General features: G+C 45.5%; 24 protein-coding genes. 16 read left to right on the top strand and 8 right to left on the bottom strand.

The window, feature by feature from the left end; all coding sequences use genetic code 11:
• Nucleotides 1-155: 155 nt before the first annotated feature.
• The 3 genes from LZU85_RS02380 (at nt 156) to LZU85_RS02370 (ending at nt 2,080) form a co-directional block, all read left to right on the top strand.
• Nucleotides 156-986, top strand: a complete 831-nt coding sequence (locus LZU85_RS02380) for an AraC family transcriptional regulator (RefSeq protein WP_011081515.1) — start codon at nt 156-158, stop codon at nt 984-986.
• Between the two features lie 69 nt (nt 987-1,055).
• Nucleotides 1,056-1,769: an AzlC family ABC transporter permease gene (locus tag LZU85_RS02375; protein WP_237286270.1), complete on the top strand. Its 714-nt coding sequence runs from the start codon at nt 1,056-1,058 to the stop codon at nt 1,767-1,769.
• Nucleotides 1,766-2,080 (top strand): AzlD domain-containing protein, encoded by a 315-nt coding sequence (locus tag LZU85_RS02370; RefSeq protein WP_176297072.1) that lies wholly within the window; start codon nt 1,766-1,768, stop codon nt 2,078-2,080. Before LZU85_RS02375 ends, LZU85_RS02370 begins: the two co-directional genes overlap by 4 nt.
• A gap of 21 nt (nt 2,081-2,101) precedes the next feature.
• Here LZU85_RS02370 and LZU85_RS02365 read toward each other — a convergent pair whose 3' ends face one another.
• Nucleotides 2,102-2,716, bottom strand: a complete 615-nt coding sequence (locus LZU85_RS02365) for a fumarylacetoacetate hydrolase family protein (protein ID WP_040110920.1) — start codon at nt 2,714-2,716, stop codon at nt 2,102-2,104.
• A 102-nt stretch (nt 2,717-2,818) separates the two neighbouring features.
• Nucleotides 2,819-3,277: a transcriptional regulator OhrR gene (gene ohrR / locus LZU85_RS02360; protein WP_061057996.1), complete on the bottom strand. Its 459-nt coding sequence runs from the start codon at nt 3,275-3,277 to the stop codon at nt 2,819-2,821.
• Between the two features lie 114 nt (nt 3,278-3,391).
• On the opposite strand from ohrR, the gene ohr reads away from it, so the two are divergent.
• On the top strand, nt 3,392-3,814 hold the full coding sequence (gene ohr, locus LZU85_RS02355) for an organic hydroperoxide reductase Ohr (RefSeq protein ID WP_011081520.1): 423 nt from the start codon (nt 3,392-3,394) through the stop codon (nt 3,812-3,814).
• 106 nt (nt 3,815-3,920) lie between these two features.
• Here ohr and LZU85_RS02350 read toward each other — a convergent pair whose 3' ends face one another.
• Nucleotides 3,921-4,940, bottom strand: coding sequence for a porin (locus LZU85_RS02350; protein WP_176297070.1), 1,020 nt, complete (start codon nt 4,938-4,940; stop codon nt 3,921-3,923).
• 466 nt (nt 4,941-5,406) lie between these two features.
• Here LZU85_RS02350 and LZU85_RS02345 point away from each other — a divergent pair, with 466 nt between their 5' ends.
• The 5 genes from LZU85_RS02345 to LZU85_RS02325 all read left to right on the top strand — a co-directional run bounded on the left by LZU85_RS02345 (nt 5,407) and on the right by LZU85_RS02325 (nt 10,954).
• Nucleotides 5,407-5,898 carry a protein disulfide oxidoreductase gene (locus LZU85_RS02345; RefSeq protein ID WP_237286269.1) on the top strand — a complete coding sequence of 164 codons (492 nt, stop codon included), beginning with the start codon at nt 5,407-5,409 and terminating at the stop codon, nt 5,896-5,898.
• A 152-nt stretch (nt 5,899-6,050) separates the two neighbouring features.
• The gene (locus LZU85_RS02340; protein WP_237286268.1) at nt 6,051-7,028 is read left to right on the top strand and encodes a porin; all 978 of its coding nucleotides are present in this window, start codon (nt 6,051-6,053) and stop codon (nt 7,026-7,028) included.
• 282 nt (nt 7,029-7,310) lie between these two features.
• On the top strand, nt 7,311-9,086 hold the full coding sequence (locus tag LZU85_RS02335; RefSeq protein ID WP_088428509.1) for a putative bifunctional diguanylate cyclase/phosphodiesterase: 1,776 nt from the start codon (nt 7,311-7,313) through the stop codon (nt 9,084-9,086).
• A 319-nt stretch (nt 9,087-9,405) separates the two neighbouring features.
• Complete coding sequence (locus LZU85_RS02330) at nt 9,406-10,284, top strand: DMT family transporter (protein ID WP_011081525.1); 879 nt, start codon at nt 9,406-9,408, stop codon at nt 10,282-10,284.
• Between the two features lie 64 nt (nt 10,285-10,348).
• Complete coding sequence (locus LZU85_RS02325; RefSeq protein ID WP_237286267.1) at nt 10,349-10,954, top strand: glutaredoxin domain-containing protein; 606 nt, start codon at nt 10,349-10,351, stop codon at nt 10,952-10,954.
• 92 nt (nt 10,955-11,046) lie between these two features.
• Here the strand turns inward: LZU85_RS02325 and LZU85_RS20885 are convergent, their stop codons facing one another.
• The 3 genes from LZU85_RS20885 to LZU85_RS02315 form a co-directional block, all read right to left on the bottom strand.
• Complete coding sequence (locus LZU85_RS20885) at nt 11,047-11,181, bottom strand: hypothetical protein (RefSeq protein ID WP_011081527.1); 135 nt, start codon at nt 11,179-11,181, stop codon at nt 11,047-11,049.
• A 194-nt stretch (nt 11,182-11,375) separates the two neighbouring features.
• Nucleotides 11,376-11,726, bottom strand: coding sequence for a hypothetical protein (locus tag LZU85_RS02320; RefSeq protein WP_015728112.1), 351 nt, complete (start codon nt 11,724-11,726; stop codon nt 11,376-11,378).
• Nucleotides 11,727-11,784: 58 nt separating this feature from the next.
• Nucleotides 11,785-12,978, bottom strand: a complete 1,194-nt coding sequence (locus LZU85_RS02315; RefSeq protein WP_011081529.1) for a multidrug effflux MFS transporter — start codon at nt 12,976-12,978, stop codon at nt 11,785-11,787.
• Nucleotides 12,979-13,081: 103 nt separating this feature from the next.
• On the opposite strand from LZU85_RS02315, the gene LZU85_RS02310 reads away from it, so the two are divergent.
• Nucleotides 13,082-13,969, top strand: a complete 888-nt coding sequence (locus LZU85_RS02310; RefSeq protein ID WP_176297064.1) for a LysR family transcriptional regulator — start codon at nt 13,082-13,084, stop codon at nt 13,967-13,969.
• A gap of 185 nt (nt 13,970-14,154) precedes the next feature.
• Nucleotides 14,155-15,984: a putative bifunctional diguanylate cyclase/phosphodiesterase gene (locus LZU85_RS02305; protein WP_237286266.1), complete on the top strand. Its 1,830-nt coding sequence runs from the start codon at nt 14,155-14,157 to the stop codon at nt 15,982-15,984.
• Nucleotides 15,985-16,085: 101 nt separating this feature from the next.
• Here the strand turns inward: LZU85_RS02305 and LZU85_RS02300 are convergent, their stop codons facing one another.
• Together LZU85_RS02300 and LZU85_RS02295 are read right to left on the bottom strand one after the other, a co-directional pair.
• Complete coding sequence (locus LZU85_RS02300) at nt 16,086-17,375, bottom strand: peptidoglycan DD-metalloendopeptidase family protein (RefSeq protein WP_176297062.1); 1,290 nt, start codon at nt 17,373-17,375, stop codon at nt 16,086-16,088.
• Nucleotides 17,376-17,478: 103 nt separating this feature from the next.
• Entirely contained in the window at nt 17,479-18,105 is a 627-nt protein-coding gene (locus LZU85_RS02295) for a hypothetical protein (protein WP_237286265.1), read from the bottom strand.
• Nucleotides 18,106-18,191: 86 nt separating this feature from the next.
• Between LZU85_RS02295 and LZU85_RS02290 the strand changes: the two genes are divergently transcribed.
• The 5 genes from LZU85_RS02290 to LZU85_RS02270 all read left to right on the top strand — a co-directional run bounded on the left by LZU85_RS02290 (nt 18,192) and on the right by LZU85_RS02270 (nt 25,243).
• Nucleotides 18,192-18,590: a GFA family protein gene (locus tag LZU85_RS02290; protein ID WP_176297060.1), complete on the top strand. Its 399-nt coding sequence runs from the start codon at nt 18,192-18,194 to the stop codon at nt 18,588-18,590.
• Nucleotides 18,591-18,730: 140 nt separating this feature from the next.
• Nucleotides 18,731-19,399: a DUF1275 family protein gene (locus tag LZU85_RS02285; RefSeq protein ID WP_176297059.1), complete on the top strand. Its 669-nt coding sequence runs from the start codon at nt 18,731-18,733 to the stop codon at nt 19,397-19,399.
• 296 nt (nt 19,400-19,695) lie between these two features.
• Nucleotides 19,696-21,072 carry a YjiH family protein gene (locus LZU85_RS02280; protein ID WP_176297058.1) on the top strand — a complete coding sequence of 459 codons (1,377 nt, stop codon included), beginning with the start codon at nt 19,696-19,698 and terminating at the stop codon, nt 21,070-21,072.
• 291 nt (nt 21,073-21,363) lie between these two features.
• Nucleotides 21,364-23,235, top strand: a complete 1,872-nt coding sequence (locus LZU85_RS02275) for a methyl-accepting chemotaxis protein (RefSeq protein WP_237286264.1) — start codon at nt 21,364-21,366, stop codon at nt 23,233-23,235.
• Between the two features lie 139 nt (nt 23,236-23,374).
• Nucleotides 23,375-25,243: a methyl-accepting chemotaxis protein gene (locus LZU85_RS02270; RefSeq protein WP_237286263.1), complete on the top strand. Its 1,869-nt coding sequence runs from the start codon at nt 23,375-23,377 to the stop codon at nt 25,241-25,243.
• The last annotated feature ends 86 nt before the right edge of the window (nt 25,244-25,329 follow it).

Below are 25,329 nucleotides of genomic sequence, written 5' to 3'. Positions count from 1 at the left end.
ACAAGCTTCATTTGCCGATTTAATAACCAATCCTACGAAAGCAACCAGCGTGTTCCGCTAAATTGTGCCGAGCGATAGGATTGAGAGCAATTTTGTACAAAAATGGGGGGAAGGTTTGGCGTACACTCAAATCATCTCAACGGACAAGGCAAATAATGAAAAAGAACAGTAAGGAAGTCGCGCATTTCCAAATTGCCTCAGAACTGGGGGGATTGGAGTTACTTGATGCCAAATATGAGAAGCAAAATTTTTCTCGCCACAGTCATGAAGGCTATACCATCGGCGTGATTGAAAAAGGCGCGCAACGTTTTTTCCGCACCGGGGGGAACCACATTGCGCCGCAAGACAGCATCATTCTTGTTAACGCGGACGAAGTGCACAACGGGCATTCCGCCACTGAAGGCGGTTGGGAGTACAAAGCCATGTACCCAGTGCCAGAGCAGTTTCAAAGACTCAGTGAAGAATTGAATGCACCGAATATCGCCATCCCCTATTTTCCACAGCCTGTGGTCTACGACCCTGAATTAGCCATGCAGCTTCGGCTGGTTTTTGACACCTTAGCCAATTCAGACAATCGCTTACTGCGCGAAACCTTGGTGTATGGCACCTTGATTAAACTCGCGGCGAAACACAGTACCCATCGGATTTCGCCTCAAAACAATCCGGCAGCGCAACGTCAATTAACCTTGGTTAAAGAGTTTCTTGATGACTTTCCGCAAGCTGACGTTTCCTTAGAGGAGCTGGCAAGGCTGGGCGGTATCAGCCCTTTTCATCTTGTTCGCGAGTTTCAAAAACGCTATGGATTCCCGCCACATGCCTATCAGATACAGCAAAGGCTAAGGCTCGCCAAACAACTACTGCGCCAAGGCCGACGTATTTTGGATGTAGCTCAAGAGTGCGGTTTTCATGATCAAAGCCATTTCCACCGCCATTTTAAAAAGGCGATGGGGGTGACGCCTGGGCAATATGTGAAAAATTTAGCATGAGGCAATTCTGTACAAGCCTGCACATCACCATCACTTTAGGCTGAAGAAAACATCACGATTAGTCATAAAATGGATACCACACTTTCTCACGCCGACAACTCGAAAACTCGGCGTTTTCTACGAGGCACCATGGCGATGATGCCACTGAGTATTGCCGTTCTTCCCTGGGGGCTGCTGGCGGGATCTTTCGCCATCGATTCCGGTCTCACGGCTTTGGAAGGGCAAGCCCTTTCGGCTATTTTGTTTGCCGGCTCTGCTCAGCTTGTCGCTATGGGGATGATCAAAGCAGGGGCTGGCGTTGCCACCATGTTGCTTACCACCTTCTTTATCACTTCGCGCCATTTTCTCTATAGCGTTTCCATGCGCAGTAAAATCGCTCCCCTTCCCTTGCGCTGGCGTTTGTCGTTGGGCTTTCTCTTAACCGATGAGTTGTTTGCTTTGGTCGGTCATCAACCTGACAAGCAGTTTGACCGATGGTATGCCCTTGGGGGCGGTTTGAGCTTTTATCTCTTTTGGAACGCCGCCACGTTTGGCGGCATATTGGCGGGCCAGTTTCTCCCACAACTTAACGCTCTCGGGCTGGAATTCGCGGTTGCCGCAACCTTTATCGCCATTGTGGTCCCCAGCATCAAGAGCGTTGCTGTCTTGGTCAGTGTGGTGACGGCACTCATTCTTTCGGTGGTGCTTCACTTCTTGAAGATTGAAGGGGCATTAATGATTGCCAGCATCGGAGCCATGAGTGCTGGCTATTTGGCAGAACAATTAGGAGCTCGCAAATTATGATCATGCTAACCATTTTAGCGCTGACCGTGTTGGTTTTCGCTAGTCGTTATCTGTTTTTGGAGCCGAGTTTGCCATTGAAGCTGAGCCACAAAACACAGCGATTCTTAAGCTACGCCAGCCCGGCGGTATTAACCGCCATTTGGGCACCTATCGTGTTTATCCCAGAGGGTGAGTTGCAGCTTTCACTGCAAAACCCCTATCTGTTGGCGGCGTTTGTCGCGGCGTTGATCGCTTGGCGCAGCAAAAACGTACTGCTCACCACCATTGTCAGTATGTTCCTGTTTTTGCTTTTAAAATTGTGGGTATTCTAGTTGGACGTTGCTCAATGGTTGTTAACAGGCCACCCACTCAACTTCCAATAAGGTGGTGTCACCACATTTAAGGCGACCTAAAAACACGTCGCCTTTATGCACTTCGCCCACCCCCTGAGGTGTGCCTGTCATCACGACGTCGCCATCATCCAATGTCACGTAACCTTTGAGCTCTTCCAGTACCGTTTGCGGTGAGTACAGCATTTGATTGACATGCCCTTTTTGTACGCGGACACAATTAATAAACAGTTCGAGGTTGAGATCGTCGCTAGCGATGCCTTTCAATTCGATAAAGCGGCTGAGTACCGCAGCACCGTTAAAGGCTTTCGCTCGCTCCCATGGGAGGCCTTTTGCTTTGAGATAACTTTGTGTCTGACGTTTGGTGAGATCTAAGCCGATGCCCACCCCCGCATACTGGCCGTTTTCAATCACAAAGCAGATCTCGGCTTCATAATGAAGCGGCTCTTGATGGAAAGAATGCAATGTGCTGGTGACTGCCGACGCCGGCTTGTGAAACAGCACCATTTGATCGGGAATTGTGTTTTGCAGCTCTTCAATATGCTCAACATAATTACGCCCAACGCAGAGCACTTTGCCCGGTTGCAAGGTTTTGTTTCTGAAGTGGATATGGCTCATTTCTCTTCCCTGAACAAACACAAAAACGCGATTCTAAACCAGCCACTGATAAAGTGCTCAGAATCCAATCACAGAATCATCCAAAATGAGAAGCTCGATCCATCAATTGAGCTTTTCGAGCACTTTTTCGCACAAACTTTTCAATGTCACCAACTCGTCAATGCTGAGATCGATACGACAAAGCATGTTTTGCGGCACCTGTTGAGCTTGCTGTTTCAGAGCTCTGCCTGCTTCCGTGAGAAACAGCTCTCTCACACGCTCGTCAGTTTGACCGCGGCGACGTTCAACAATGCCTTTTGCTTCTAAGCGCTTCAATAGCGGGGTTAAGGTGCCAGAGTCAAGATGAAGCTTGGCGCCTAAATCTTTCACATTGATGCCGTTTTGCTGCCACAAGACCAACAACACCAGATATTGTGAGTAGGTCAGTTCCAACGCTTCAAGTAATGGTCGATAAGCACGGATCACTGCATTAGCCGCACTGTATAACGGGAAACATATTTGATTTTCCAGTAAAAGTTGCGCTTCAGAATCCCCTTGGCAACGGATAGTTTGTTCAGACATCACTCACCTCACAAAATAAATTGCGCACAATATACTTGCAAACAACAAAAGGATCGATATAAGATTGCAAACAATTAGATTGCACACAACTTAAATAACAAAGGAACATCGACCATGAAAACACTTTACCAAACTTCCGCAACGGCTTCTGCTGGACGAAACGGCCTTGTCAGCACTGACGACAAACTGCTGGAGCTCAACCTAAGCTACCCGAAAGAAATGGGCGGAACAGGTGCTGCCACCAACCCAGAGCAGCTCTTCGCCGCAGGTTATGCCGCCTGTTTTTCTAATGCGATTTTGCATGTCGCCCGCGAAGGAAAAATAGCGATTAAACAAGCGCCTGTCACTGCGACGGTAGGCATTGGCCCGAATGAACAAGGCGGTTTTGCCCTAACGGTCTCACTGGCAGCAGAAATCGACCTGCCTGCGGATCAGGCGGTGAAATTAGTCGCCACAGCTCACCAAGTGTGTCCTTATTCTAATGCCGTTCGTGGCAATATTGACGTCCAGTTGTCAGTCAATGGCGTTGCGATTTAAGTAAGGCACGCATAGCGAATCACGCTTCAACATACAAAAAAGCCAGCAGTGACACTGCTGGCTTTCCACATGAGTGGACAATTGGACGGCTAAAACATGTTAGCGCTTATAGGTAGTAACGAGCACCTAGCATCCATTTGTCGTCTGCTTTTTCTTTGTAGTCACCAGAACCTTGTAGGTCAAACTGGTAGCCAGCAAAACCAACGAACTTCGGCGTGAAGTTGTACTCAGCTTGAACCGCTGACGTGCTGTATACACGCTTGCTTAGCTCTTCATCAATCACAGATTCGTAGTTAACGCTTAGGTTGATGCCGTTGTTTAGCGTGTAAGCCGCTAGCGCTTCGTAAGCTGAAGTATCTTTTAGCAAGTTACCATTGCCCGAGTTCATGTACTCATTCATTGCGTACACACCCGCTACGTACAGACCTTTGCCGTAAGCGCCATAAGTTGCACTGATAACATGAGATTCAGACGTTTTCGCACCAACACCAGCGGTGTAGTTTACGTCACCCGTGTTGTACGCGTAGTTTGCGGTAACGCTAGCAATGCTGTAGTTCAATGCGATTTGTGCACGGTTGCCGTAAGAGTTCTTGTCGTCTGTTTTACGACCTTGCCAGCCAAGACCTAAGCCAATCTTGCCCGCTTCGCCTAGTTCAAACGCCTTAGCGTAGCTGACCATCTCTTCTGCACGACCTGTACCTAGGTTACCGTGATCTTGGTAGATGAAATCGTTCGCGAATGCGATTGGCATATCCGCCACGCCTGCAACGCTGTAGTAAGGTGCCCATTGAGTACCAACAACACCGCGGCCAAGGTTTTCATGCGTCAGGCCAATGTAACCTAAGCGAGTAGAAAGTGCGTTTTCACCACCATCTAGGTAGTTGATAGACCACTCACCTTTTGCATCAGCCGTAAATCCATTGCCGAGATCTTGAGTCGCATTGAAGTTGATACGCGGAGAAACCGCTGTCACACCTAGGTCACCTTGCTTGGAGTCTTCCAACGCAACTGAAACGTGGCCGCCAATAGAGAAAGTCGTACCATCGTTGTTGTAAACTTCCACTGCAACTGCTTGAGTGCCGAATGTTGCGCTAGCAACAGCAAGAGCCAAAATGTTTTTGTTCATTTTTAAGTTCCATTAGTTATTACACATAACATGCATATTCCAACCAGGTAGAGAACCTTAGAATTCAGCTACTTCTGGTTAACATCTGGCGAGAACTTTATGCGATGGCACAACAAACCACCCAGTGAAATAATATAAATTGACCATAAAGATAATAAATCATTAATTTTCAATTAGTTAAATTTAAAAGCACAAAAACAAAATGAGTTATTTTGATGTTACAAATAGTTACATCCCATCAAAAGCAAACCGAGTAAACGATTGGCAAAATCAGAAAAACAACCGAAATGTTAATAAGGATGTTACAAACAGAAATACTTTCTCCCTTCTTTAATGAAGAGAAATTGGAAAACGCTGGTCTTATACCCAAGTAACCTCGAGATGCAAGTTTCAGAGAGATTGAATCCATATCGTAAAGCGCACGCAATCCATGAGGCGCATGTAACAGCTCAATGAGAAACCCATTATGAAAATCGTCAAAATCCTAAAAGAGTGGCTACCCGTGCTGGCGGTGGTATTGATTGTCTCCATCGCTCTTGATTTCTACTATTCGAGAAATCTGCCAAAAGAAAACGCGCTCCCCCTCTCCGCTATGACAACACTTGGAGCACAAGTTGACTTACTGAGCGCCAGTGAAGACTCCCCTGTAGTTGTCTATTTTTGGGCAACCTGGTGTGGTCCTTGCAAACTCGTTAGCCCGACGATCAACCAGATCGCAGAGTCCTACCCCGTTATCAGTGTGGCGATGCAATCGGGAGACGAAGGAAGCGTTAATCAGTATTTGCAATCACAACTGTATGATTACGACACCATCAATGATCCAACTGGCAAAATTAGCCGTGATTGGGGGGTACAAGTGACCCCGACCGTTGTGATTGTGCGCAATGGAAAAATTGAGTTTATTACCTCAGGCGTCAGTTCTCCGATTGGCCTGTGGCTCAGATTATGGTTGAGCTAGCGATTCTATCGTCCTCATCATTCATTGAACTGCAATACAAGCACAACCAAAGCGTCATGAAATAGAAATCGTTTGTTCATTTTTAATCAGTACCTTAGCTGCATCAGGAATCGGGCATGTAAGCCCATTGAATATAAAAAGGTAATTGAAAAATGAAAAAGGCAGCTTTAGCAACCGCAATCCTATCCGCAGTGGTCACCGGGTCATCTTTCGCAGCAACCGTTTATGAAACAGACGGTACTGAATTAAAAATTGGTGGGCGTGTTGAGTTCCGTGGTGATTTCATTGGTACCGACAAAGGTGTTGAGATCGACGGCACCATGGCAGACAGCACTCGTGCACGTCTTAACGTAAAAGGCACCACTGACCTTGGGAACGATCTACAAGCCTTTGGTTTTTACGAAGCTGAACAGAAAACAGGCGAAAGCAGCTTCAAAAACCGTTACATGTACGCCGGTGTGAAGACAAACGCAGGTGCGTTTTCTGTTGGTAAGCAAGATATGGCTTCTGTCATCGTTTCAGACCTGACGGATATTACCGAGTTTTCTGGCGTGCAGCAGTTCATTGATGCGTCATCAGACAAAACAGACAGCACGTTTGCCTATCGCGGCAGCTTCGATGCTCTGCAAATTGAAGCCACTTATTCAGCAAGCGATGCTGACAATAGCGACCTGATGGGCATCAGTGGCCTTTACTCTCTTCCTATCGGTCTGGATCTGGGTTTGGCTTACTCCACAGGTGATAACGGTGCTGGCAACGGTAGCCAAAACCAGATCCTTGTCGGCGCAGGCTATACCTTAAATGATCTTTATCTAGGTGCGACTTTCTCGACGGGTGATCTCGATGACAAAGCGAAGCAAGAATTCACCGCCTACGAATTTGCGGTTCAGTACAAAATCAGCAAACCATTTAGCGTTGCCGCGATGTACACCTTCGCCGAAGAAGACGATAACGGCACTAAATCGGACGCAACTAAAGGTCTCGAGTTGGTGGGTTACTACAAGCTAAACAGCAACTTCCGCACTTACTTGTCTTACTACCTCAACAAGCTTGATGATGTAAAAGACGTAAACGGCAAAGTCACTTCTGGTGAAGACACACTTCGACTTGGTGTACGCTACGATTTCTAAATGCTTGTTTTCATCGAGCCTTTTCAAGCCGGTATCCCTACCGGCTTTTTTCTTCCCTAGACTTATCTTGTGTGAATCAACTCGAATTAATTTGTAATTGTGACGTTAATTATATTTATAGCGATAATAACAGTGCTAGTTTAGAGGTTAATTTCATTTTTTTTTATATACTTAATGGAAATCTATCAATCATCTTGTCTTAGAACCGACCAGATAGAGATAAAAGCGTTTTGACATAGAACAACAAAACGCCATGCTATATAATCCAAACCGAGGATATTTATGGTAGATGGCAGAAGTAAAATCGTGACAAACTCAAAAATAGTATTGTTATTAAAGGCCGCTTATATTGTGGCGGTATTGTTGATCACGCAAACCTTGGTGGAAGAACATAGCCTATTGCCTTGGTCTTACGTGTTGTTTGCGATTGCCATGATTGTGGCACTCTTTTCTACGTCCCACAAAACCAAAAATGTGTGTGCTTTGGTCGCCACGAGCTACCTTTTTGTCGGCAGCATCGTCGATCCGCTCGATATTGACGTGATTGAAGAGACGTTTATTCTCTTACCGTTATGTTATTTGGTCCTTTTCCCTGGGACTTCTTGGGCATTTGTCATCGCGTTACTACTCACGACTTCGTACTTCTTATCAGTCGCGCCAGAAGATGTCGATGAACTCGTTGAAGATGCCATCGAGCTTCTTGCGATCTCCGCTTTCGCCTCAGTCATGGTTTATTACCAACAGAAGTTTTATCGTCAATTAACCAAATTTCGCGAAGACAGCCGCACAGATTACCTCACTCAGTTACCAAATCGTCGAGCGTTTTACACCGATCTCGAACAAGTGGAAGCACTATCTCAGCAAGGAAAAAACAGTGCGCTAATTAAAATCGACATCGATGCCTTCAAGGAGATCAATGAAAGCTTTGGCCACGAGCAGGCCGACCTGTTATTAAAGCGTTTTTCAAGGAGGTTGAAGAAAGCCGTACTTGGTTATGGTCAAGCCTACCGCATGGAAGGGGATGAGTTCGCCGTTTTAGTTTTTGAAAACCAAGACCTAAAAGAAGAAATCAACGCATTAAATACGCTACTACGTTCGAAGCTAATGGCCGTTTTTGAACTCGAAAGAGGGTCTTACCAGCTTTCTTACGCTACGGGTGTGGCACTTTTTAACGAAGCCATGTCAAACCTCGATATTTGGCTTAGAAACGGAGACATTGCCGTTCAAAAAGCGAAGCTTAAAGGTCGAGGTAAAGTTCGCTGGTATGACGAAACTTTGTTAGACGAGACTATACGCCAACATCAGATTGAACGAGAACTCGACAAAGCCATTGAACTAAAGCAATTTTCATTGGTTTACCAACCTAAGGTTTCCCTTACTTCGGGAAAAATTACTGGCGCAGAGGCGCTCATTCGTTGGCAACATCCGGAACTCGGAACCATCAGTCCTCTTGAGTTCATTACTATTGCAGAGAAAACCAAACAGGTTATTCCGATTGGTCGCTGGGTAATACTCGAGGCGTGTAAACAAGCTAAAAAGTGGTTAGATCTTGGCTACGATATCCCTGTTTCGGTCAATGTCTCAACCGTTCAATTTGCCAATGATGATATTGAACTACAGGTCAATTCCGCATTATTCGAATCAAACCTTCCCGCCAGTTATCTGCAATTAGAGATCACCGAAACTGTCTTGATGAAAGAGCCGCAAAAGCTCATCGCAATTTGCCACAACTTGAGGCGATCTGGCGTGACGGTTGCGATTGATGATTTTGGGGTTGCCTACTCATCGCTCAACTACTTAAAGCAGTTACCTATTGATGTGTTAAAAATAGATAAAGCCTTTATCGATGACTGTGTTGAGAACCATCACGATCACATGCTAGTCAGAACCATCGTTCAGCTAGGCCACAACATGGACAAAAAAATCGTCGCAGAAGGCGTGGAAACCGAAGAGCAGCGGCTACTGCTCGTCAGTGAGCAATGCGATGAGTTCCAAGGTTATCTCTACTCCAAACCCCTTGATGTGGAAGAGTTTAACCGCCAGTTACTGCAAATTTAGCTTTCCCTTGCACCATGTTTCCTTTGCACCATGATTGTCGCCTTTTGAATGGTTATGGTGCGGCTTTGGAATACTCAAAAATCCAAAACTAACAAAATCAACAACTTAAAACTGGCACAGCTTCTGCAATGATAGAGGTACAAATGCATGGCAGCGTTTGTGCTTCTCGTTCTTATCCTCCTCACCGAGGTACGTCCTTTAATCCGCATTTGCGCCTCTGACTGTCAGAGGCTTTTTTCTTTCTCTACGGTGCAAAAAATTTGGCTTCATCATGCAGAAAACGTATGATTCTCGGACTTTTTTCCAACACCAACTATCTATGCAGTCTCAACACCACCCAATTCTTGGCGCGTCGTGGATGCTGACCGCCGGTTTAGCTTTCGCTATCGTCAATAGCCTGGCGCAAGTTGCCAGTATTCAATTTGCCATTCCGTCGACCACCGTCGCGCTGATTCAATATGGCATCGCTTTGATTGTGATTTTGCCGTACTTAAAAACACTGGGCATTCGCCAATCGCTGCGCACCTCTCATTTTGGCTGGCATGCACTGCGAGTCTTTTTGTCGGTTATCGGTATTCAGCTTTGGCTTTGGGCACTCGCTTATCCGGTGCCGATTTGGCAAGGCATCGCGCTATTAATGACTTCCCCACTCTTTGCGACGATCGGCTCTGGGCTGCTTCTGAAAGAGAAAGTTGGTGTGGCACGCTGGGGCGCGACGCTGTTCGGTTTCATTGGTGCGATGATCATTCTTGAGCCTTGGGCAGATGATTTTCATCTTGCGACCTTACTGCCTGTCGGCGCGGCCTTCTTTTGGGCATGTTATTCACTGATGGTTAAAAAACTTTCGGTCAACGATCCGCCCTCCACCATGGTGGTTTATCTGCTGCTGTTGATTACGCCATTCAACATCATGCTGGCGATTCCTGATTTCACCATGCCTAGCAGCACGACCATTTGGCTGATCCTTTTTGCAGCGGGCTGCATGACTGCACTGGCGCAATGGGCCATCGTCAAAGCTTATGCCAGTGCCGATGCCTCCTTTGTTCAGCCTTTTGATCACGCTAAACTACCATTGAACGTACTTGCCGGTTGGCTTGTCTTTGGTTGGGTGCCACCGGGCAGACTCTGGCTTGGCGCCTTCATCATTATTGCTTCTGTGGCCTTTATTACTCATTGGGAAACCAAAAAAACAAAATAGCGTGAAAGGAAAACATCGCCAGTGCGTTCTACTACACTAATAGAGCGATTTTGAGGAATATTTAATGAGTGAAGCGATTAAAATCACCCTGTACCGTTGGGCGGGAAGTTGGGGACCATTTAAAGTCAACATCCCATGTGGTGAGTGTACGTTAACCAAAGATATCTTAACCGATACGTTTGCCAATGAACTCAACGGTATTCCTGTTGAATTGGAAGTCAAAGACTGGCTTTCTCATTGGTGGGAGCCGTTAAAGCTCGGCGCTTGGCATGCGCCTATTTTGGTGGTTGAAGGCAAAGTGATTAGCCAAGGAGAAGCTCTTAACCGTGGCGTACTGATTCAATCTGTGATCAAAGAGTGGACAAAGCGCGACACCCTCAAAGGGAATATTGTTTTTGGTAAAGCGACCTGCCCTTACTGTGTCAAAGCCAAGCAGCTGTTGGATTCGGCGGGCATTCACTACCAATATCACGATGTCGTTAAAGAAAGCGCCGCGCTGTATCGTATGATTCCTGAAGTCAAAGCCATTATTGGCGAAAAAACGCCCGTCACCGTACCACAAATTTGGCTAGATGGTTCGTACATTGGAGGTTGCGATAAGCTGGAAGCCTACCTTAAAGAGCGTGGGCTTGATGTCGTTCCGAACAATGTGGTGGAGATGGCAAACTGATTAAGTTGACCATAGATAAGCAGATAAGAAAAAACCTGGCGATGCCAGGTTTTTTTGAAACTTTACTACAAAATAACGCTTTAAGCTTGCTGTTATTTTGCCATTTTCTTTAGCATGCGGCTGATAAATGACGCTTTCTTCTTCGCTGTCTTGCCATACATAGCTTTGTGCATTGCGTCTTTTGCCATCATTTGACCGATGTAAGCACCGCCTAATTCATAACCCATCTTGATTCTCCAATGTTTTCTCTTCTGTTTTCGTGTGTAATATTACTACAAAATCATCAGATAACAAGACGAAGATCACATTTATTTGGTAATTTTATTTCATGAAAAGATAAAAAACATTTATCACGAAAACAAAAAAACGGCAGTAACATTGCCGTTTTTTTGAGCGTTCTAAAAAAGCGATTCCGCCAGCGTTAGCTACGCTTCGGTTGCTGATAGGTTTTACCTGCAGCTTGGTAGGTCTCTTTGGCCTTGATCTCGAACATGACATCAAAGAACCAAGCGGCAAACTTCACCAAGTGCTCACCTTCGTTCATTACATGCTCAACGTATTCCGTCTCTTCACCTGCTTCGTTTTCTTGTAACGTCACGTGATAGATTCGTTTTTCGCCATCCACTTCTGCCAAAGCAAATTGCCCTGAAAGCGATGTTGCCGCTTCTGCAACTTCCTCATCGTCACACGCTTTTAGAAGCTCTAGTGCTTTCGGTAAGTTCTCTTGCTGGCAAATCTGCTTAACCAACTGTTCAAATTCATTTTGTTGCATGGGTAACCCTCATTAACTACTGCGCGGCATTGTAGTGACGGGGGGTGAGATAATCAAGTTAGACTTTCTGTACCTCCGGCGTCGTCATCACTTTACCTTTGAGCAGCAACACCGCAAAACACCCCATCGCAACTAGAATATAAAACAATCCTAATTGAGCCTGAGTTCGAACGCAGTGTTCAACCAAAAATCCACCGAGCAGTGCTGCCATCACCATCTGCACTGAGCCAGACAACGCAGAAACAGAACCTGCATTTTGCTTGTGAGGGGCAAGGAGCAAGCTGATCGACAGAGGGAATGACATCCCTTGAGCAAAACTCATCACGGTAAAGGCAGCGATCAAGCTAACGCTACTAAAGGGCGCCCAAATGAGCCCACAACCAGACAGAGCCACAAGAACAAAACTGGCGGCAAGCAGCCTCTTCACCTCGAAATAACGCAACAAGACATTGACTGTCACACTACCAAGCAAAAGACCGGCAGATGGAATGATCATCATGCTGCCATAATCTGCAGCAGAAAATCCAAGCTCTCCTTGCATCATGAAAGGGAATACCGACAGCGAAACAAGGCTAACCAGGTAGCTCATCCAGTTAAAACTGGCACTGCCGATCACTTGTGGATTAGTCGCCAAAGTGCGATAAGTCGCCAACACGGTTAAAGGGCGAAAACGTCTCTTGGCGTAAGGCAAGGTTTCTGGCAACACAAAATAGCCCAACGTAAATATCGCCAATAAATAGCACAACACAAAAACGAACACCGCTTGCCAACTGACATGAAAGGCGATCCAGCCACCAAAAACCGGGGCAATGATCGGCATGATCGACGCGGTAATCGAAATATAAGAGAGCGCTTTGGTCAATTGTGCCCCTTCGTAGCTGTCTCGCAATACAGAGCGTCCCAACACCGATGCACTACCCGCCCCTAATCCTTGCAACAATCGACCTAACTCTAACGCTTCAATACTGGATGAAAACGCGATACAGATGACGGTGCCGACTAAGTAGATCCCTTGGCCAAGAATGAAAACTGGACGTCGACCAATCGCATCAGACAAAGGACCATAAAAGAGTTGTGATGCACCAAAGCCAACAAGAAAGAAAGTCACGACATTTTGTACGTCAGCTTGCGTCAATCCGAGGTCGTGACTAATAAGGGGAAGAGACGGTAAATAAATGGCCACGCCCACTTGCCCTGTCGCGATGATCATCATCGCTAAAAGCAATGGCATTTTTTGTAACGACTTCAGCATTCCCCTCTCCTCTCTTACAGCAAATGATTTACAGTTTATATTGGCCTTTGATTGATGATAATCTCCCCAATCGGAAAGAGATTAATTCCCTAAAGGAAAGAATATGGATTGGTTTCAAAGCGTAAACAGCTACATCAGAGTGGTGGAAGAAGGCAGTTTTAACGCGGCAGCGCGTAAAATGAATACCACTAGTTCCGCCATCAGCAAGCGTATACAGTGGTTAGAGGAGAAAATTGGTGTTCAATTACTCAAACGCACCACCCGATCCATCAGCCAAACCGAAGCGGGTGCTCTGTTTTATCAGCGCGCAAAGTTGCAACTCGATGGCTGGCAATCGGTTTTAGATGAGACGCGATCCGTCAACCAAAGCCCAGCTGGATTACTGAAAATTGGCGCAACCCTTGCCGTCGGATCCAAGTTCTTAGTTCACTATCTGGATGATTTTCTGGAAAAATACCCAGATATTAAAGTTCAGCTCTTTACCACATTGCCAGGGCAACTGCCTGAGTTGAGCCTAGATCTTTTTATCAGCCGAGAATTGGAACAGCTGAACTCCCTGAGCTTTAAAGCAACCGCGTTGTTTGAGCATAAAGCGACGTTTTTTGCGGCCCCCAGCTATATTGAAAAATATGGCATGCCGGAGAATGCAGAGCAGTTGGTGAATCACAATATCTTGATCTGGGGAGAAAAGCCGAGTCGAGAACTGAAACTCAACAATGGTAAACGCATGACTTTGCGTGGCAACTTCTCGACAACCAATCCAGAAGCGCTTTTCCACGGCGCAAAACGAGGCATGGGCATTCTGCTCAGTAATAACGTGATGATCAAAGAAGAGCTGCGCACTGGCGCTTTAGTTCCTGTCCTGCCAAACGTGCACGCCGACGAAGCCACCGTTTACGCTTACTACCCAAAACTGGACTACCAACACACAAGAACAAAACTGTTTTTGGATTACCTTAAAGAGCGGCTACAGCAAGAAAAGTCGGTATAGAGCAAAAAAGTGCTATCTGTTTTTGATTTCTAACCCGTTAATAATCTAAGGATTAGGATCATATCTCCGAATTTCTTTTGCAAAGCTTGGTCTGGTGAGCGATATTTAACGTGATGCATATCGAGATTGTTTGTACAACTCTATGTAATAAAAATGTCAATATAAAATCAGGTAGAGAACGTCAGATGAATGATTCAACGATCCAAGCTTGTATCGACTTAGATGAGCTTATTCATACTCTATCTCTCGACGGTAACGAGCTTCTTAATCAAGTAACGCTCAAGCTGCATTCCACTTTGAGCTCAAACTGCACCTGCATTGTAGAGATCGATCTCCACAGTAGTCATACACATACTTTGTCTTATGCAAAGAATGGGGGAATTGTAGGATCTCCTCGGCACAGTTTAGAAGATACACCTTTTGCAAACATTGCTCTAAAAATCATAGACCATTGCCGCTACGACCAAGAGAGCTACTATGCCTGTGAACAAGAAGCCGTACTACAAGACGCGGAAAACCATGCCTTCATTGGTATCCCTTTACGAGGCCACAATGGCGATATTCTCGGGATATTGGTCTCAACTTTCTCATTCAAGCCTTACGATGAGGCGCTCTTCATAAAGTACCATCGTATCTACGCAAACATGATTATTCATGGGCTAAGAGAAAAATGGCTGAGTGACCGTTCAGAACAACTCGTCAACCAACTTAGCTATGAAGTGTCCCATGACAATTTAACTGGACTGCTTAATCGCAGTTGTTTATCTGATACGCTTGAAACCTTGACACAACAATCGGATCGCTCCTTTAGCCTTGTGTGCATCGATATCGATAACTTTAAACTGATTAACGACATTCACGGTACCTATATTGGTGATCAAATAATTAAGTTCACAGCCAAAGCCATACAAAGCACCCTTCCTAGCCCTGCGCTTGCGTATCGTGTTGCCGGAGATGAGTTCGCCTTCATCACGTACACCGATGACCCAGAAGAGGTATGCCAACATATTCTCAACAAAATTGCTTTTGGCTATCAAGACAACGCCAACCATGTTCAGTTTGACATCAGTATTGGTATCGCTAAAGCCACGCAGAGGTTGATCACCAGTGACGAGTTATTTCTTAATGCCAGCCTTGCGATGAAAGAGTGTAAAAAACACCCTAATAATCGTATTCGTTGCTACGATACACACCTTAGTGCTCTCTATCATAGAAGAACCCAACTGATTGAAGCGATTCGAGAAGAACTCGCTAAACCCATTGGGGACAACAATGAGATTTACGTAGCCCTCCAGCCGATAGTCAACGTTCACCAAGATCGCTGGGATTATTTCGAAGTACTTGCGCGTTGGGAGAGTGCAGAATATGGCTCAATCTCACCCGCCGAGTTTATTGATGCCGCAGAACAATCTGGGCTTATTGTTCAACTTGGGGAACGCATCATTGAACTGGCTTGCCTCAGCAAGTTATATCTAGAGGAACAATTGAACTACCCAGTGAAGCTGAGTTTAAACTGCTCTGCCTATGAACTAAATGATGATCAAAGATACGTTGCTAACCTTAACCACATGATGGAAAAATATCAGCTGGACGCCCAAGATTTTGTCATCGAGCTGACTGAAACCGTTCTTCTGACACAGACGGGAAAAGAACACATGGTGCTAGATGCCTTGAGAGCACAAGGATTTAAAGTCGCGTTGGACGATTTTGGCACCGGTTATTCTAGCTTAAACTACATTCACAGCTACCCGATCGATACCATCAAGATAGACGCAAGTTTTGTCCACAATATGCTCAACAACGATACGGCCGAAAGAGTGGTTTGGCTGATTACCCAGTTAGCATTGCAATTAGGAGTCAATTTGGTGGCTGAGGGGGTAGAAGAGAAGCAAGCATTAGATAAACTCTCAGAAATGGGCTGTCAGCAGATTCAAGGCTATTACTTTTCTCGTCCTATGAAACCAAAAGACCTCGTTATCTCCATTCAACGACGATCACTAAGAAGTGCCATTTGAGCTGGGGCAATAATATGACGTTGACTATGGCACATCCGAACAGTGCGAGGCTGCAAAAAGCCTGAAGTTAGACTTACAGGCTTTTTTGCTTTTGGGGCCTACTAAATATTTTGTTGCTCTTGTTCTCTCAACAAAGTGTTGAGTTCATTTACCGTCGCAAGGAAACCAGCCATCTCTTTCTTAGGCACCGAGCTTGCCATCGGAATGTTCGCCTTCATCGCATCAACTGGGCGATTATTTTCAAGTAATTCATAGTGCAAATGTGGACCGGTAACACGGCCAGTTTTTCCACTTAGTCCAATGCGTTGACCACGCGACACTTTTTGTCCTTTGGTTACTAAAACTTTGCTTAAATGAAGATAGCGTGTCTTATACTTGCTGCCATGCTCAACCACCACATAGTTACCTGCAAACGGATGGTTTTTACGTACTAAGATGACCGTTCCATCACCCGTTGACATCACCGGAGTGCCAATTGGCGTCGCAAAGTCTGTTCCGTTATGGGGCATTACACGTCCGGTCACAGGGTGCAAACGATGTGGGTTGAAATTCGAGCTTAAACGCCAGTTCGTGGTCACCGGATAGCGTTGAAAAGCGCGTTGTAAGCTTTGACCTTTAGCATCGTAGAACTGTCCATCGGTATGAAGATACGCAGTAATCTCGCGGCCACGATTAAAGATCTTTATCGCTTCGATTTGGCGTTTACCACTTTCGACGCCATCAATAAACTGATTTCTACGCACGATTTCGAAGCTATCCCCTGCACGCAGATCTTTAGAAAAGTTGATTTTCTCTCTTAACAGAGAGACAACCTGATCAATTTCGATGCTATTTAGTCCAAGTCGATAAGCCGAACTTGAGAAGCTGCCTTCAATCGTGCCAATCAAAGGTTGCTGCCGCCATTCACCCGGCAAACTGACTTGTTCAAAAGCAAAGCTACCGTCATCATTGCGCGTGAACACCGCTTTGTCTGCAATGCCAAGAGCAAGTTCCATCTTATCTAATGTGCCCGTTTCTTCATCTTTCCAGAAACGTAGCGTATTGCCTGGTCGCAACGTATCAAGCACCAAAAAATCAAGATCCGTTTCCATGACCTTCATCATCTGTTGGTAACCGAAGCCCAACTGAGTAAAGATGGTGCTTAGGTTATCGCCAGATTGGATTTGGTATTCAAAACTTGGCGGATTCTGCCACTCTTCTAGAGAGGTTGAAAGATTAGAATTCGTTTGCGCGTAATAGTCTTTAAGATTCAACTCAACTGTACGAGTCAAGGTAGATTTGGGTAACGAGGCTGAAATGCCCACAATAGCAACCAATGGTAATGACAATAGCAGCCATTTCTTACCATTGGATAACTGAGAAAAACGACTGTTTATGACTTGGGAGGACACGGTTTACAATCTCCTGCGGAACAGGGTTACAAGCTTATGCATTTCCCAACAATAAATCATCAAATAATTGCTATTTTCAAGCCAAAAACCGCCTCAAAAATGATTATTTAGCTGATTTTAGTTTGTTTTCATCAACAGTAAAATGACGTTCAACTCTTTTAACCGGTTGTTCTACAAAGGATTGACCAGAATCATGAGTATTGAAAACAACCGCTATACCATCTTCATCAACTTTTTCTAATGATTTGATATGAATTCGATCGCCCAAATAGATGGCATCTACCATGACCAGTCGCTGTGGCAGAGCATCAAATTTAAACAGCCCGAGATAGTAAAAACGCCCGCTACCTTGATTACTCACCGACACAGGGGCCACGTACAAACTCGACGATCGCGCCTCAAGCGAATGCCAATGTGCCAACCACACTGTTGCGATGCCTCGCTCTGCTCCAGAATCATAGCCTCCAGTCGCTATTTGCTGTTGCACATCAAGTTCTGAGATCAAAGCGAACGCTTTAGTTTCGGGCACGATAATTGTGATCGGGTTAGTCGTTTTCTTTCCGGTTAACAATTCAACGATCGTATCGGTTTTTACTTGCTGCGATGGAAATTTTGCCATGATCTCGTGATCGTTGAGGCTAAAACGATAGAGGCCAGCGACAATCACAACCAAGAGCATCACTATGGGAATCAATAGAATAAGTGGGATGGGTAAAATTTTCTTTCTCATTGATGCACGACTCATAATTGGGGTTGTGCAGACCTTAAATGCGTTTCTTATAATTATCAATAGAGGTGAACCCGAGGATAAGCACAATGGTAAAAAATAGCGTAAGAACGTGTGAATGTGAGTGTGGATTGGTGAAAATCCATTGCCAAGGAGAGCCAGTCAAAACCTCGATCTGCCACTCTTTTGAATGCCAGCGTCGTTTAGGCAGTTTTTTTGGTGTACACGCACGTTTCATGACTGAACAGATTCGAGTGGATGGGGATGTTGCCTCATTTAATCGACTCACCAATAATGGCCATGAAATCAGCTATCACTTTTGTCCCGCATGCAGTACAACCATGCTGTTGTTGTTCTCTTCGGCCCCTGCGGCGGTGGTTATTCCCATGGCAAGATTCAGAGAAGAAACGTTTTTTAACCAACTATCAGGCATCTATTTCGATCTACAGAAGAAACAACTGCAAAACAAAGCCCCCAACAAACCATAATTGCCGAACAATAGGCATGTTTCCGTAACACACAAATTGCCGCCTTTGTTGAGAAGGATCAAAGCTAAACAGATCTTACCACTTTAACTTGTGGTCGCTAGCGCTATAATCTCGACCTAAGCAATAAAGAGACAAGAATCGTGATATCTAGATTACCTCGTTGGGTTGAATTTGGTGCATTTGTACTTGCACTGCTTGCGGGTTGTGTGAATGCCATCGGCCTTATGGGATTTCAACACCAAGCCATTTCTCACTTATCTGGCACGGTCACTCTGTTGGGCAGCAGTTTCCTTACTGGCTCCTCCAGCACCATTCACCTCATGTTCATTGTCGCCAGTTTCTTAATTGGCTCGGCCTTCAGTGGTTTTTTCATCGAAAGCACGGCACTCAAGCTGGGCAGACGTTACGGCGTTGCACTATGCATTGAAGGTTTCTTATTGCTGATGTCGTTGGGATTTCTCATCAACGGCAACATCTATGGCCAATACCTCGCTTCCGCTGCATGCGGCTTACAAAATGCCATGATCACGACCTTCAGTGGGGCTGTCATTCGTACTACTCATATGACTGGCATCATTACTGATCTCGGGATCATGATAGGAGAAAGCTTACGAGGACAAAAGTTCGATAAGCGCAAAGCGAAACTGTTTGTTTTCATCTTCTTTGGCTTTTTACTAGGAGGTTCGGTTGGCGCATTCGCATTTATTCGATTTGAACTTTATGCGTTGATTTTGCCTGCCACCTTTGCCGTTTTGATCGCGATTGCTTACTGGACTCTGCTCTACTTTTCTCCCTCTCGACAAGCATAATTCACCGTAAAGCCCACCGATAAAGCAACTTAGATCACACTAAACATGCCTAAGTTGCAGTTTAACACCCGGCAAAATCACAAAAATCCAACACATGAAACAATTACAAAACAAAAATCGACTATCATTATCTATTTCAAAGTTAACGTCTGAATAGTTAGGGCATTTCAATGAATAGTATTGCAATCGCAGTACTTTAAGAGTAATCTCACGCCCACTTTGACTAAAAACAGATTTTTAGTGAATAACTATTCTTAAAAATGAATAACATTGACTAGTAGTAACAAGAGACAAGCATGACCAATAACACTGAAACTGCTGCTGTCCCAGAGACGGCAAAGAAAGCCAACTTTTGGAAGTTTTTTATTCCTTCCGTTATTGGCTTACTTCTGTTTATGGCACCTATCACCTACAACGGTGAACTCACCATCCCAGTTGCTGTGATGGCTAAGTTGATTCCAGCTCTACTGGGTGATCATTTGATCGCCATGGTCACAACCATTATCGCTTTCATGGCAGTTGCTTCACTGGTAACTAAGCTTTTTAAACCAGCCAAGATCGTGAACAATGCCTTCCTCAACGGATTGTTCAACCCAAGCTCTCTTTGGCTTGCGGTGCGTGTGTTTGGTGGTATCGCGGTTGTTATGACGTTTTTCCAAGTGGGTCCTAAAGCCATTTGGGAAGAAAACACGGGTGGTCTTGTGCTGACAGGGCTTTTGCCAACACTTTTTGCAGTTTTCATTTTTGCGGGCATGTTGCTACCTCTGCTACTTAACTTTGGCTTGTTGGAACTGTTTGGTGCGCTGCTCAGTAAAGTGATGCGCCCAGTATTCAATTTACCAGGCCGCAGCGCCATCGACTGTATGGCATCATGGCTCGGCGATGGCAGTGTCGGGATTCTGCTTACCAGTAAGCAGTACGAAAACAAGTTCTATACTCAACGCGAAGCAGCCGTAGTGGGTACGACATTCTCTGCCGTTTCCATTACCTTTAGTTTGGTTGTAATTGCGCAAGTGAAATTGGAGCACCTTTTTCTTCCATTCTATGGCGCGATTTGTTTAGCCGGTGTTGTCGCAGCGATCATCATTCCTCGCTTACCACCACTAAGCCTAAAGAAAGATTGCTACATTGATGGTAGCGAGCCAAAAGCGGATCAAAACGCTGTACCAGTTGGCCATACCCCTTTTAGCTGGGGAATGGACTTAGCTCTGAAACGTGCAGACGAAGTAAAATCGATTAAGTCGGTATTTACTGAAGGTGTTCACAACGCAGTCGATATGGTATTCGGCGTACTGCCTGTGGTGATGGGTTTAGGAACGATTGCCCTTATCATCGCAGAATACACTTCCGTTTTTGCCATCCTTGGTCAGCCTTTTATTCCTTTCTTGGAGTTACTCGGTGTGCCAGAAGCCGTGGCGGCATCAGAAACCATCGTAGTGGGCTTTGCGGATATGTTTATCCCAGCGATTCTCGCAGCGTCTATCGACAATGAAATGACACGCTTTGTCATTGCAGCCATGTCAGTTACTCAGCTAATCTACATGTCTGAAGTTGGCGCACTGCTGCTTGGCAGTAAAATTCCAGTCAACATTGTAGAGCTGTTTATCATCTTCATCCTACGTACGCTGATTACACTGCCAATCATTGCAGGTGTTGCGCACCTCATTTTTTGACCCGATCTTGAAAAAAAAGCTCCGTTCGCGGAGCTTTTTTATGGGGAAAAACCATACCATTCGAAGCAAAGACGCCTAAATTTTTACTGCCGCGGTTAAGCGCATGAGGAACAACAACACATAAACACACATGTGCATATAAATTCTCTCGTCATCACAAAATTGATACTTTTCATCCCTCTAAACGCTCACGGCGAACAGAAAACATTAATTTATATTCATGTTATAAATACAAATGCCGATATAACTCCTAGTATTAACAAAAACAAGTATTTTAAACTGAGGGATTTTATGAAGTTTAGTCACAAGGTTGTAGCCGCCTCCTCCGCGCTTCTATTAGTGACCATTTCTTTGCTGTCGCTAAAGCAGATCTATACGGTTCGTAGCACGATTGAAGAACATGTTTCTACCAGCTTGACTGAGATGGTCAGCAGTGTTCGCAACACCGTCGTCTCCGAAATGGAAGCGCGCAAAAATTTAGCGCAAACCACCACTGAAGTTATCGAGATTAACCCCTTTGATCGAGACTACGTCAAAACCATTCTTGAGAAACCAAAACTCAAATCAAGTTTTCTCGCTGTCGGCTTTGGCTATGAAGAAAATGGCTTCGTCATTGAAAATGATGATGGGTGGGAAGCTGGTCCAGATTATGACCCTCGCAAACGTCCTTGGTACATGGATGCTAAAGCACAGGGCAGACTGGTTGTCACAGCACCATACGTGGATGTGTCTAGTAAAGCTGTCATCATCTCGGTGGGCACACCGGTTAAACAAAGTGGCAAATTTGTCGCAGGTATGTTCTACGACATGCAATTGACTAACCTTGCTCAGTTGGTTAACCAAGTCAGTTTGTTCGATGCAGGTTACCTTTTCTTAGTTTCTTCCGACGGCACCACCATTGCCCACCCAGATTCACAAAACAATGGCGAGACATTTTCAAAGTATCTTCCAGAAGTTCAGTTGAAAGAGGGTGAACAACATTTCGAAAGAGACGGTGTTCGTTATCAAGTCACGTTTACCAAAATACCGAGTGAAAACTGGTATATCGGTGCGATTATTGATGAAGATATCGCCTTTGCCGCTGTCAACAACCTACGTGACAGCTCCATTTTGTATTCTGTCGTCGCGCTACTCTTAAGTATTGTGGCACTCACCATGCTGATTCGCTTCTTAATGCGCCCACTCGATGCACTAAACGCTGCGATTCAAGATATCGCTTCTGGCCAAGGTGACTTAACTCATCGCCTCGATACCAATACGGATCAGGAGTTTTCCGAGCTAGCGTCCGGATTCAATACCTTTACTAGCAATTTGCAAAACCAGATCATTCAATCCAAAGAGATTGGCCGTGAAATTATGCATGGCACTGAATTGACCGCACGGGGTGCAAAAGGCTCTGCTGAAGCCATGGGAACGCAATTGCAAGAACTAGAGCAACTTGCAACAGCAATGAATGAGATGGCAGTGACGGCCACCGAAGTAGCCAATAACGCACAAGGAGCAGCGGGCGCTGCGCAAGAAGCCGACGACGCGACTCAACAAGGTTCCTTGGTCGTCAATGAATCGACTCGTTCAATCAACATGTTATCTGAAAGAATCGATATGGCGGTTGAAGAAGTGCAAGGACTAGAATCCGCAACAGCGAACATAGAAACTATCTTGAAGGTTATCAACGACATCGCAGATCAAACTAATCTATTGGCCTTGAATGCTGCGATTGAGGCGGCGCGTGCAGGTGAATCTGGTCGTGGCTTTGCGGTGGTTGCCGACGAGGTCCGCACACTGGCTCAGCGCACTCAGCAATCGACAACCGAGATCCGTAGCATGATTGAACAACTGCAATCCGGTGCGGCATCAGTAGCCAGTGCGATGAAAGAGAGTAAAGGCAGTGCGGTTGAAGCCGTTGAGCGTGCGCGTGAAGCCAATGATTCATTGCAACGTATCCGTGACGCGATTCAGCGTATAACAGACATGAACATGCAAATTGCCTCTGCGGCAGAAGAACAGAGTTTGGTCGCAGAAGAAATTAACAACAACACGGTCAACATTAAAGACTTGTCGACACAAGTTGCTGGTGAAGCTTCTAATGCCAACCAAGCAATGCAAGTACAAACCGGAAACGTGCGAAAACTGGACGAAATACTTAACAGATTCACTGTGTAGGTGGAATAGGCGAAGGTTATCCCTTCGCCTTTTTTCTTTTTATTCAAACTTAAAACCATCTCTTTGTTGGATTAAGTTCGTTTTATTAACTATAAAAATATAGATAGTTGGCAAATCAACCACATTCGGGGGAATTGGGATGAAATTTAGTCACAAAATTGTAGCCGCCTCATCTATGTTGCTGCTGGTCACTGTCTCTTTGCTTACCGCTAAGCAGTATTTTACGATGCAAGACGAACTGACCGAACAGGTCGAAGCGAGTGTCACAGAAATCGTTGATGGTGTGAGAAACACTGTCGCTGCTGAAATCAATGGCCGCAAAGCGATTGCTGCGTACGCAACCAGCATGATGGAAACCGATCTCTCACCCAAGCATATTTCCGATGTCATCACCCGCCCTATTGTTAAAAAAACGTTTTTATTAGCGGGTTTAGGATTTGAAAAGGATGGTTCCAATATCAACAACGACCCCAGCTGGAACCCCGGTCCAACGTGGGATCCTCGTGTTCGTCCTTGGTATAAAGATGCAAAAAATGCGGGCCAACTCATCATTACCGCCCCATACGCAGACTCAGCGACAAATGAAATTCTGGTTTCTATCGCGACTCCAGTTCGAGACAATGGCACTTTCATCGGTGCTATCTTCTATGACGTCAGTCTCGCAGGTCTCGCTGATTTGGTTAACCAAGTGAAACTGTTTGATGCGGGTTACGTATTTATCGTCTCAAAGGATGGCACAACCATCGCCCACCCAAACACCAAATTGAACGGCACGCCAATGTCTGACTACATGCCTAACATTCAGATTAAAAGCGAGCCTCAGCAAGTCATGCTCGATGGCGTTGCCTACACATTGGATTTTGCTTCTGTGCCCGGTGAAAACTGGTATGTTGGCGTCGTCCTTGATGAAAGTATCGCGTATCAGTCGATTAATGACCTACGCAACAGTTCTGTTGTGTACACCATCATCGCATTGATCTTTAGTATCGCCATTCTCCTAGTGTTAATTCGTACCCTCATGCGTCCTCTTGACGTTCTCAACGATGCCATTCAAGACGTCGCTTCCGGTGAGGGTGACCTAACCCAACGGCTGGAGACCAACACAGATACCGAGTTCTCTCTTCTTGCAACCGGTTTCAACACGTTTACTGGCACATTGCAGCAGTTGATTAAGCAATCGAAAGCGATTGGTGAAGAAATTCTACGAGGTTCGGAGACAACCTCTGTCGGTTTACAAGAGTCTGCCTCAGCGATGCAAGAGCAGCTCAGAGAGCTGGAACAGTTAGCGACGGCGATGCATGAAATGGCCACGACAGCATCGGATGTGGCTTCAAACGCGCAAGGCGCTGCCTCTGCAGCGAAAGTAGCGGACGACGCTACCGTTGATGGAACCGATATTGTTAGTGACACCACTCAAGCGATTGATGATCTATCCGCTCGAATTGATGAAGCCGTCGAAGAAGTACAGGTCCTTGAATCTGCGACTGCAAACATTGAGACGATATTAAAAGTCATCAACGACATTGCCGATCAAACCAACTTGCTGGCACTTAATGCCGCTATCGAGGCTGCGAGAGCCGGTGAATCTGGTCGAGGATTTGCTGTGGTGGCAGACGAAGTTCGTACGCTGGCTCAACGCACACAACAGTCCACGACAGAAATACGCACTATGATTGAAAAATTGCAAAGCAGTGCAACTTCGGTAGCTGGTGCGATGAATCAAAGCAAAAATACTGCAAGCAATGCCGTCGCGCGTGCGAAAGAGGCAAACAATGCGCTTGATCGGATCCGCAACGCAATTCAACAGATCAGTGACATGAATGTTCAAATTGCTTCGGCTGCGGAAGAGCAAAGCTTGGTGGCTGAAGAGATCAATAACAACACCGTGAAAATTAAAGACCTCTCTGTTCAAGTCGCGGATTTGGCAGAAAATGCCAACATCGCGATGCAAGTTCAGGTAGAGAACGTTCGAGAGCAGGACGCCATTCTTAATAAATTTATTGTGTAAGTTCGGTTTGAACTGCAATAGAAAAGGCGAAGTGGGACTTCGCCTTTTTTGTTTTCGCTCTTTTGTTTCGCTATCTACCAGCCTTG

Source organism: Vibrio floridensis (assembly GCF_021852965.1).
GTDB lineage: Bacteria > Pseudomonadota > Gammaproteobacteria > Enterobacterales > Vibrionaceae > Vibrio > Vibrio floridensis.
The sequence above is the reverse complement of the archived record's forward strand: the minus strand, read 5'-3'. Positions and strand labels throughout refer to the sequence as shown.